Origin of the sequence: Erythrobacter sp. (assembly GCF_038133525.1) — a bacterium.
GTDB lineage: Bacteria > Pseudomonadota > Alphaproteobacteria > Sphingomonadales > Sphingomonadaceae > Qipengyuania.
The window spans coordinates 1-9,793 of record NZ_JAYPTL010000055.1 but is presented as its reverse complement, the minus strand read 5'-3'; the positions used below and the strand labels follow the sequence as shown (position 1 = coordinate 9,793).

Sequence of the window (9,793 nt, the reverse complement as noted above, 5' to 3'; positions counted from 1 at the left end):
ATCACACCATGGGGCGAACGGCGCGAAGGCCGCCTCAGCTTCGCCATCCGCAGCGGTATTGGCAAAGTCAGCAGCGGGAACACCGATAAAGCGCGCCCAGCCCAACGGAAGGAGGCCGAGCCCCCACATGCGGGTAGCGCCGATCTGGAAACGTGTGGGGTAAGAACTGGGTCCGGCTGCAAGGAACCGCTTCCCATGGATCGTCGTCCCGTCGGCGACTTCAGCACGCGGCAGATTGCGGGCAAAAAACCGAAGATTGCACCATTCGGGATGCAGGTAGTCGGTCATCACCTCCCCTTCGGGCAGGTCGATCTCCATGCGATAGAGGACCGAAATGCAAGGTGCGAGGTCCGCCGGTGGCGCGAAAAACCGTACCTTGACCCGGTTGTCTCTGATCACCACACAACCTCCTGCGCGCATTCTAGCGACTTGTACCATCGCGACAAGCGAACGAAAAAGGGCGCCCCTGAACGGGACGCCCTTCATGTTCGGATTGCTCGAACCGCTTAGGCGGGAAGAGCGGCCTTCGCCTGCGCGATGATCGCCTTGAAGGCAGCGCCTTCATTCATGGCGAGATCGGCCATGACCTTGCGGTCGAGTTCGATGCCGGCCAGCTTGGTGCCGTGCATGAACTGCGAATAGGTCAGGCCTTCCGCACGGACAGCAGCGTTGATGCGCTGGATCCACAGGGCGCGGAAGTTGCGCTTTTTGATCTTGCGATCGCGATAGGCATACTGGCCGGCCTTTTCGACGGCCTGACGCGCGATGCGGATGGTGTTCTTGCGGCGACCGCGATAGCCCTTGGCCTGGTCGAGAATCCGCTTGTGCTTCTGGCGGGTGGTAGTGCCGCGCTTGATACGGGACATGCTCTAGTACTCCTAAACTCGAAACGGGCTCAGTCGAGGCCGTAGGGGGCCCACTTCTTCACCGCCTTGAAGTCCGATTCGGACAGGACGGAGGTGCCGCGGTTCTGGCGGATGTACTTGGCATTGTGGCTGATCAGGCGGTGGCGCTTGCCGGCGACACCATGCTTGACCTTGCCCGTGGCGGTGAGCTTGAAGCGCTTCTTCACGCCGCTCTTGGTCTTCAGCTTGGGCATTTTCATCTCCTAGTCAGAGACACGTCCGAACCGGCCCTGGCAGCCCTTTCAGCCAGGCAGGCGGATGAATCACGTGTCGGTGAAGGGCGCGCGTTTAGCGATTCCGCACGGGAATGCAAGTCTCCAGTCGTTCAGCTTTGCGCCGATGAGACTGAAGGATGGAATGGATGGAACAGGGTCCTGAAACTCGAATCCCCTCGGGAGCCGGTCACGGCAAACAACCCAGCCATCTTCGCGATCGAGCGAAGGGTAGGAAAGAAGCCGCGCTCAGAAATGCGCGAGATAGCCGCCATCGACGCTGAGCGAATGGCCGGTGATATAGGATGCTTCGGGAGAAGCCAGGAAAGCGACCGCGCCGGCAACTTCCCCCGGATTGCCCCAGCGGCCCAGCGACGTGCGGCGGGCAAGGTGATCCGCAATCGCTGGATCCGCGACCATGGCGGCGTTGGCCTCTGTCGCGAAATAACCCGGCGAGACCGAATTGACGGTGATCCCGTCGGATCCCAGTTCCGCCGCCAGTGCGCGGGTCAACGCCGCGAGCCCGCCCTTTGAGGCGGTATAAGCGACATCGCCGCGCGCGATCTCCGCTGCGATCGAGGTGATATTGACGATGCGACCATAACCGCGTGTCCGCATCAGGGCCGCCGCACGACGTGCCAGGTCGAACGGTGCGACGAGGTTGGTTTCGAGCATGGCCCGCATGGCCTCGCGATCCATCTCGACCATCGGCCTGCGATCGCGATTCCCGACATTGTTGACCAGGATGTCGAGCCCGGTCTCACTCGCGATCCGCGCAAAGGCCGCCTCGCTCGCTGCGTCATCGGCGATATCGAAAGCCATGACACGAGCATCACCCTCGATAGCGTTCGCCGCCGCCTGCAGCGCCGCCGCATCGCGGCCATTGAGCCAAACCACCGCACCATCTTCTGCGAGCCTCCCGGCGATCGCCAGTCCAAGCCCGCGCGCAGCCCCTGTGACCAGCGCGACGCGACCGACGAGCGGCAGGCTCATGCGCCCGCCATCGCCTCGAGCACGTCCTCGAGCCGCGCCGGATCGCCCAACGCCAACACGCTGCCATCGCTCCCCGCATCGAGTGGGTGGCCCTGCCAGTCGCTCATCATGCCGCCTGCGCCTTCGACTACGGGAACCAAGGCTGCATAATCGTGGAGCTTGAGGCCACTCTCTATAACCAGATCGAGATGCCCGCTGGCGAGCAGCGCGTAATTGTAGCAGTCGCCGCCATAGACGGGGAATGGACGTCGCGGATAGGCCTTGGCCACGACCCGCAGATAGGCGTCGACCTCGGCTTCGGCGAAGCAATGCGGGCTGGTGGTGGCAACCGATGCGCCCTCCAATGCGCCGCAAGCCCGGGTGCGGACGGGCTTTCCATTGAAAGTGGTGCTTTCACCGATCGCACCCACCCAGCGTTCACCCAGTATCGGCTGGTCGATTACTCCCAGCACAGGCCAGCCGTCCTGCAACAGCGCAATCAAGGTCCCAAAGATCGGGCGCCCGGCGACAAAGCTTTGCGTGCCATCGATCGGATCGAGCACCCATTGGCGGGCGGCGCTTTCGCGCACGCTGCCATATTCCTCGCCAATGATCCCGTCGGCAGCGCGTTCACTGTCGAGGATCTTGCGCATCGCCTCTTCGGCGGCCCGGTCGGCGATCGTAACCGCAGAATGGTCTTCCTTTTGTTCGGCCTGCCAGCTGGCACCGCGAAACAGCGGACGGATCGCGGCGCCAGCCGCGTCGGCAAGCCGGTTGGCGAGGGCAATATCATGCGAAGTGGTCATACCGCGCCGCTACCAGTGTGGGGGCATGCTGACCATGATCTTTTGCGGTCGGGAACTGGCATCCACGCCAAGGGTTGATATGATCATGACAGACGCTTCGTGCCTTCGGGGAGCAATGGCGCGTTGACAACAGGGCCAGGTCAGGAACCTGCGGCGTTGACGTCGCACACGGGTCGCACGCGCGACGGGCAACCGCTTGCCTTCAATCATGCGCCGGCCAGCGATCTTGCGCCGTGGTTCACCTGGTTCAGCGCCACCGATGCCGAGCTGCCGGCCGGGGCAAAGATATCCTGCGGCATGCTCAATGATCACACTTGCCTGCGCATCATGTTTGGCGGTCGATGGACGGCGCAAACGCGCGACGGCCTGAAGGTGTTTGAACCGGGCGAAGCGGGAATATCGCTCTATTTTGGACCGCAATCGCGAATCCTGCCAATCACCGCCGAGGGCAATTTCAAGGTCATCACCGTGCATTTGACCCCCGGCGCAACCACCGCGCTGGGCAACCCACCGCAGACCGAGGTGCTCGATCGGATCCTCGATTTCGATGCCCTGGTGGGCCATGGCCGGCTGAGCTCGCGCTTCGATCCAACCGGACAGCCGCAGGAATGGCTGGCCACATTTGAAGAAGAATTACGCCGATTCCTTTCCAAGCATGACACACGCCCACCCGACCCGCTGTCGGTGGCGTTCGAACGGCAATTGCTCGCCGACCCGTCGTTCAAGCTTCGCAATTTCGCCGACCAGCACGGCGTGGCACCGCGCACGCTCGAGCGGGTCGTTCTGCGGGACTTCGGCATGAGCCCGCGCCAGGTGCGGCGCCGCGCACGCGCACTCGACCTCGCCTCGGCGCTCCTGGGCGTGGCGATGGAGGAAGAAGAGGCGGCGCTGCGGCTGCGCTATTTCGACCAGTCGCACCAGATCCGCGAAATGCGTCATTTCTTCGACTGCACACCAAGGCAGCTGCAGACCGACCAGCACCCGCTGCTACGGCTCAATCTCGAAGTGCGACAGGCACGGCGGGTACAGGCACTGGCACTGGTGCCACCGAATACTATCGAGCCATGGCGCGATCCGGAGGCCGAACCGCACGAATGAAACCTAGTCGAACAGCGAGCTGACCGAGCTTTCGTCGGCGATACGCCGGACCGCTTCGCCGATCAGCGGAGCAATTGTGAGAATGCGGATCTTGTCCGATTCCTGCGCCGCATCGGTCGCCCGGATCGTATCGGTGATGACCAGTTCCTTGAGTGCCGACCCGTCGACTCGCGCCACCGCACCGCCCGACAGCACGCCATGGGTAATATAGGCCGCGACCGAGCTTGCGCCTTCATCGAGCAGTGCCTGCGCGGCATTGCACAGCGTGCCGCCCGAATCGATAATATCGTCGATCAGGATGCAGTGACGGCCCTTCACCTCGCCGATGATATTCATCACCTCGGATTCGCCCGGGCGATCACGGCGCTTGTCGACGATTGCCAGCGGGGCATTGTCGAGCCGCTTGGCCAGCGCGCGGGCGCGAACCACGCCGCCAACGTCGGGCGAAACCACCATCAATGCCTGGTCGCCATAGCGCGCCTGAATATCCGCCGCCATCACCGGCGCGGCGAAGAGGTTATCGGTCGGGATATCGAAGAAGCCCTGGATCTGCCCGGCATGCAGATCGACCGCGAGGACGCGATCGGCCCCGGCCTCGGTAATCAGATTGGCGACCAGCTTGGCCGAGATCGGCGTGCGCGGACCAGGTTTGCGATCCTGCCGGGCATAGCCGAAATAGGGAACCACGGCAGTGATCCGCTTGGCCGAAGCGCGGCGCAGCGCATCGATGCAGATCAGCAGTTCCATCAGATTATCATTCGCCGGATAGCTGGTCGACTGGACCACGAAGACGTCTTCGCCGCGGACGTTCTCGTGAATCTCGACGAAGATTTCTTCATCGGCGAAGCGACGCACCTGGGCATCGACCAGCGGCAGTTCGAGATAACCGGCGATCGCCCGCGCGAGCGGCAGGTTCGAGTTGGCGGCCATGATCTTCATGCGGCGAATCCCCGTCGGTCAGCTGTGCGCCCCGCCTAGCCGAGAGTCACGGAAACGCAACATGCGAAGGGAGCGATTCCCCCATCAGGCGCTTACTTGGGGCGGTGTTCGCCCCTGATCCAGCGGACCGTGCCGCTGGATGCGCGCATCACCACGCTTTCGGTCGTCATGCGGCCGTCGCGCAGGTACTTCACGCCATCGAGCAGCGAGCCCGAGGTGACCCCTGTGGCGGCGAAGATGCAATCGCCCTTCACCAGGTCGTCCCGAGTGTAGATGCGATCGAAATCGGTGATGCCCCATTTGCGCGCGCGCGCCTTCTCGTCCTCGTTGCGGAACACCAGTCGCCCGTTGAACTGGCCGCCGACACAGCGCAGCGCAGCTGCGGCGAGCACACCTTCAGGCGCGCCACCCTGGCCCATGTACATGTCGATCGTCGTATCCTCGTCGGTCACCGCGATCACGCCGGCGACATCGCCGTCGCCGATCAGCACCACGCCGCAGCCGAGCCCGCGCAATTCTGCGATCAAGTCGGAATGGCGGGGTCGGTCAAGCACGCAGACGATGATATCCGCCGGCTCGACGCCCTTGGCCGCAGCGACCGCCTTGACGTTTTCGGTAGGCGACTTGGCCAGATCGATGATCCCGTCGGGATAGCCGGGTCCGACTGCCAGCTTGTCCATATAGACGTCGGGTGCGTTGAGCAGGCAACCTTCTTCGGCGGCGGCCAGCACGGCCAGGGCATTGGGGCCCGCCTTGGCGGTTATGGTCGTGCCTTCGAGCGGGTCGAGCGCGATGTCGATCTTCGGCCCCTTGCCCGGCGCACCGCCAACCTTTTCGCCGATGAACAGCATCGGCGCCTCGTCACGTTCGCCTTCGCCGATCACGACCGTGCCATCCATATAGAGCGTGTCGAAGGCCTTGCGCATGGCCTCGACCGCGGCAGCATCGGCCGCCTTCTCGTCACCGCGTCCGATCAGCTTCGATGCAGCGACAGCTGCGGCTTCGGTGACGCGCACCATCTCAAGCACGAGGACCCGGTCGAGAGGATTGTCGGCAGGCGAGTTCATAAGCGGTTAAGTCCCTCAACGGTGTAGCTGGGCTGGTAACGCGATTGCCCCGGAGCGCGAATTCGTATGCAACGGGCCGATAGACAGGGGAAATGGCATTGTCGAGACGAGTGCTGCGGGTCTTGCCCTGGCTGGCGCTTGCCCTTTGCGGGCCGCTGGCAGCGCAAGTGGAGCAGGAAAGCCAGCAGGGTACGCCGCCCAACCGGATCGACCTGCTTATCCCGCCGGCAGAGGAAGCCCCGCTCGAGGATTGCAGCGCGGAACAGGAAGCCGCGTCGATATCCGGCGAAATCATCGTCTGTCGCAGGCGCTCGGACGGCTCGAAGTACGGATATGACAAGGAAGCGGCGCAGAATCGCTACGCCCGGGAAACGATGAATGCGGGCGACCTGCGCACGCCCAATGTCGATGGGCCAGGCATCTTCCAGGGCCCTGCGACCGTTGGGGGACTTTGCGGGATCGGCCTGAATCCCTGCCCGCCGCCACCTGCCTATATCATCGACTTCTCGACTTTGCCCGAAGCTCCTCCGGGATCGGACGCAGACCGGATTTCGCGCGGGTTGCCGCCCTTGGGTCGCGATGCCGCCGCCGAGCGCGCAGCGCGGGCCGAACAGTTAGGCCTGCCACCGGTCAACGATGAAGCGGAGATCAGTCCCGAAGGATCGGCATCACCAGCGGAGGAGCCGTCAGACTAGGCGAGCCTTCCAGCAGGGTCAGCGCCTGGGTGACGCTGCGCTCAGGCCCCTCATGCGTCACCATGGCAACCTGCACTTCACCGCCTTCGTGGTCGCGGCCACGCTGGATCAGGCTTTCGATCGACACGCCTGCATCGCGCATCGCCGCGGTTATCTCGGCCAGAACGCCGGGACGGTCGGCCACGGTAAAGCGGATATAGTCACGGCCCACCCGCTCGCCCGGGTCGCCAGCCTTGCATGCCTCGAGCTGGCCGACGGGAACCGAGAAGGGTGCACCCGCCTGCCCCCGAGCGATATCGATAAGGTCGGCGACGACCGCGCTGGCGGTCGGCCGGTCGCCAGCCCCGGCGCCCTGGAACAGCAGCCGCCCGGCGAAGTCACCCTCGGCCACAACCGCATTGGTCGGACCCGTCACGGCGCCGAGCGGATGGCGGAATGGCACCAGGCAGGGCTGCACGCGTTGCAGCAGTTGGGCGCTGCCATCGTCACCCTTGGACAGCGTAGCCACCCCGACCAGGCGCACGACATAGCCAAGCGCGTCGGCCTGGGCGATGTCGGTGGCACGCACCTCGGTGATCCCTGTCGTGCGGACAGCCTCAAAATCGATCCGGGTCCCGAAGCCGATGGCAGCCAGGATCGCCAGCTTATGCGCGGCATCGACGCCTTCGATATCGAAGGACGGGTCAGCCTCGGCATAGCCCTTGTCCTGGGCCGCCGTGAGCATGGCGCCGAAATCGGCCCCAGTGCGCTCCATTTCGGAGAGAATATAATTGCAGGTGCCGTTGAGGATGCCGTAAATCCGCGTCAGCTCATTGGCTGCAGTCCCTTCGCGCAGGCCCTTGACCACCGGGATACCGCCCGCGACTGCCGCTTCGAAAGCAAAGGGCGCGCCCTTGATCGCCGCGAGCTCGGCCAGTTCCATGCCGTGGTGCGCTACCATCGCCTTATTCGCGGTGACCAGACCCTTGCCGGCATCGAGCGCGGCCCGGGCCAACGACAGTGCCGGGCCATCGGCACCGCCGACCAGTTCGACCACCACATCGACATCCGCGCGTTCCGCCATGGCTTGCATGTCATCGACCCAGGAGTAGCGGGCGAGGTCGATCCCACGATCCTTGCCGCGATCGCGCGCATTGACCGCGACCACCTGGATCGCACGACCGGCACGGCGTTCGACGACATCGCGATTGGTTTCGAGCAGGCGGATCACGCCAACACCGACAGTACCGAGCCCGGCGAGTGCGATACGCAGCGGCTCAGCCATGCGCGGCCTCCTCGGCAGCGAAACCGAAGGCCGCGCGCACCGTATCGGGTACGCGGACAGGCTTGCCGGTAGCCAGGTCGACATGGACCACGGCCAGGACGACCTCAGCGCGCAGCGAACCATCCTCGCCATGGAAAGTAATGCGCTTCTCGACGCTCGAATTCCCGACCCGCGAAACCACCAGCCGCCCTTCGATCAGTTCATCGAGGCGGATGGGAGCGATAAAGTCGACTTCGGCCCGGCGAACGTGGAATTCCATATCGGCCGGCATGCCGCGCGAACGACAGTCGCGGTAATACTCCGTGACGATGACGTCTGCATATTCAAGATAGCGAGAGTTGAACACGACCGCCTGCGGATCGACCTCTGCATAGCGTACGCGAATTGTATGGCTGAACGGCTTCATCGCCGCGCCCTAGCGCAGCCAGGGTAGGGGTGGGAACCAGTTTGTCTTGGCGTCCGTCAAGCCGAAACTGTCAGTCACGCGTGCGCTGGCATGGGCCAAGCTGCTGCATGACAAAGGCATAATCCTGCATGGCCAGCGAGCGTGCACGCGCGTCACGCGACAGATTGGCCTGCTGCGGCAACCGTTCCGGCAAAGCGCAGGCGAGGCGATACCAAGCAAGCGTCCCCGGTCGCGGAGGGCGCGCGGCCTGATCGACAATCTCCGACCAGGATACACCCCAGCGTGGAGCCTGGTTCGGGCGGCGAACCACGGTCACCGAAACCGGCCCGTCATTCGCCGTGTCGAGAAACAGCTGCGTCTCCGACTCGCCGACCAGCGTACCCTCGACAGCCAGGGCATCGCGAACCCCGGTAATCCGCGGAGGCGCGTCGGGTGCAACGAGAGCGGCGAGCACCGGTCGCAGACGGGCTTCGAATTCCGCAGAATAGGGCAATTGCGCGTCAGGCTTGATCAGTTGGAGTTGTCCCGGCCGACCGGTCACCGGTCGTGCAAACAGGATCACTTCAGCCTTCTTGAGCTTGGGTGGCTTGCCATTGGCATCCAGCGGGACGTCGACGAGATAGGCCAGCGATTCGCCGACCGGGACCGAGCCGGCGATGAGCGCGGTCGTCCTCGCTTCTATATAGAGACGCACATGACCAGCGGCCAGCCCGGGCGACCGTTCAGGCCCAACGGCAACCTGGCTGCGGATCTGCGCCTTGATCACCAGGGGCGTTCCGTCGGCCAGGCCAACGATATCGGCGTATGTCAGCGCCGGCCCAGGCGCCCCCTGTGCCAGGGCTACCGTTGAACTGCATAGGCTTAGAGCGAGAATGGCAGGAATGAAGGGGCGGCTGATGGGCATGTCGTTCTTTTCGAAGCTGGAGTCTGTTCAAACCATGATCCGATTCGCTCGGACAAGGGCTGTATAGCGACGTTTTTCCCGGTTTCCCCACCATCCACTGAATCCGCGGTTAACCGACAAAGCGATTGCGGAGGTCCTGCATCGTAGCTAAAGGGTCGGGCCGGGCCCAGGCTATGATACAATATTGCTTGGGGGAGAGGTCTTGGGGTTCTGTCGGGAACTTCAGGTCTCCTGCGTCGTCGTAGCATAAGGGTTGCAACGACGTTCTGAAGTTAAGCATGGCTGCAGCCGCGGGGCCCCTAACCTCCGGCTGGAAGCCTAATCGATCCCGGTACCTGCCGGGACGACCGATGGAGTGAAGCGACCGAATGGCTTATGCTGACCAACAGATGAGCGGCAATCGCGTTGTCGCGATCATCATTGTTGCCCTCATCCATATTGCTCTCGGTTATGCGCTGATCACCGGCCTTGCCTATGAGGCGGCGACGAAGATCATCGAGCGCGTGACCACGATCGATATTGAGG

The 9,793-nt window shown here is 63.7% G+C and carries 12 protein-coding genes and 1 pseudogene; 3 read left to right on the top strand and 10 right to left on the bottom strand.

Features of this window, described 5'->3' with window-relative positions:
- The 5 genes from AAFM29_RS13480 to AAFM29_RS13460 form a co-directional block, all read right to left on the bottom strand.
- Window positions 1–399, bottom strand: a 399-nt coding sequence (locus tag AAFM29_RS13480; RefSeq protein WP_341713307.1) for a DUF6597 domain-containing transcriptional factor, incomplete at its 3' end; no start/stop codon positions are given.
- 107 nt (window positions 400–506) lie between these two features.
- Window positions 507–866: a 50S ribosomal protein L20 gene (gene rplT / locus AAFM29_RS13475; RefSeq protein WP_341713306.1), complete on the bottom strand. Its 360-nt coding sequence runs from the start codon at window positions 864–866 to the stop codon at window positions 507–509.
- Window positions 867–895: 29 nt separating this feature from the next.
- The gene (gene rpmI, locus AAFM29_RS13470; protein ID WP_341713305.1) at window positions 896–1,099 is read right to left on the bottom strand and encodes a 50S ribosomal protein L35; all 204 of its coding nucleotides are present in this window, start codon (window positions 1,097–1,099) and stop codon (window positions 896–898) included.
- A gap of 267 nt (window positions 1,100–1,366) precedes the next feature.
- A complete protein-coding gene (locus AAFM29_RS13465) occupies window positions 1,367–2,110 on the bottom strand; it encodes an SDR family oxidoreductase (protein ID WP_341713304.1) in 744 nt (247 codons plus the stop codon).
- Window positions 2,107–2,895 carry an inositol monophosphatase family protein gene (locus tag AAFM29_RS13460; protein ID WP_341713303.1) on the bottom strand — a complete coding sequence of 263 codons (789 nt, stop codon included), beginning with the start codon at window positions 2,893–2,895 and terminating at the stop codon, window positions 2,107–2,109. Before AAFM29_RS13460 ends, AAFM29_RS13465 begins: the two co-directional genes overlap by 4 nt.
- A 156-nt stretch (window positions 2,896–3,051) precedes the next feature.
- Here AAFM29_RS13460 and AAFM29_RS13455 point away from each other — a divergent pair, with 156 nt between their 5' ends.
- Window positions 3,052–3,993 (top strand): helix-turn-helix domain-containing protein, encoded by a 942-nt coding sequence (locus AAFM29_RS13455; RefSeq protein ID WP_341713302.1) that lies wholly within the window; start codon window positions 3,052–3,054, stop codon window positions 3,991–3,993.
- Between the two features lie 3 nt (window positions 3,994–3,996).
- On the opposite strand, the gene AAFM29_RS13450 is transcribed toward AAFM29_RS13455, so the two are convergent.
- The gene (locus AAFM29_RS13450; protein ID WP_341713301.1) at window positions 3,997–4,932 is read right to left on the bottom strand and encodes a ribose-phosphate pyrophosphokinase; all 936 of its coding nucleotides are present in this window, start codon (window positions 4,930–4,932) and stop codon (window positions 3,997–3,999) included.
- Between the two features lie 92 nt (window positions 4,933–5,024).
- Window positions 5,025–5,999, bottom strand: coding sequence for a class II fructose-bisphosphatase (glpX, locus tag AAFM29_RS13445; protein ID WP_341713300.1), 975 nt, complete (start codon window positions 5,997–5,999; stop codon window positions 5,025–5,027).
- 98 nt (window positions 6,000–6,097) lie between these two features.
- On the opposite strand from glpX, the gene AAFM29_RS13440 reads away from it, so the two are divergent.
- Complete coding sequence (locus AAFM29_RS13440) at window positions 6,098–6,694, top strand: hypothetical protein (protein ID WP_341713299.1); 597 nt, start codon at window positions 6,098–6,100, stop codon at window positions 6,692–6,694.
- Here the strand turns inward: AAFM29_RS13440 and AAFM29_RS13435 are convergent.
- From AAFM29_RS13435 to AAFM29_RS13425, 3 genes are all read right to left on the bottom strand, one after another.
- Window positions 6,648–7,958, bottom strand: a complete 1,311-nt coding sequence (locus tag AAFM29_RS13435; protein ID WP_341713298.1) for a homoserine dehydrogenase — start codon at window positions 7,956–7,958, stop codon at window positions 6,648–6,650. The genes AAFM29_RS13440 and AAFM29_RS13435 overlap by 47 nt on opposite strands.
- Window positions 7,951–8,364, bottom strand: coding sequence for a thioesterase family protein (locus AAFM29_RS13430; RefSeq protein ID WP_341713297.1), 414 nt, complete (start codon window positions 8,362–8,364; stop codon window positions 7,951–7,953). The genes AAFM29_RS13435 and AAFM29_RS13430 overlap by 8 nt, the downstream gene beginning before the upstream one ends.
- A gap of 70 nt (window positions 8,365–8,434) precedes the next feature.
- On the bottom strand, window positions 8,435–9,268 hold the full coding sequence (locus tag AAFM29_RS13425) for a hypothetical protein (RefSeq protein WP_341713296.1): 834 nt from the start codon (window positions 9,266–9,268) through the stop codon (window positions 8,435–8,437).
- A gap of 368 nt (window positions 9,269–9,636) precedes the next feature.
- Between AAFM29_RS13425 and AAFM29_RS13420 the strand changes: the two are divergent.
- Window positions 9,637–9,793, top strand: a pseudogene (locus AAFM29_RS13420) (energy transducer TonB); the annotation flags it as partial.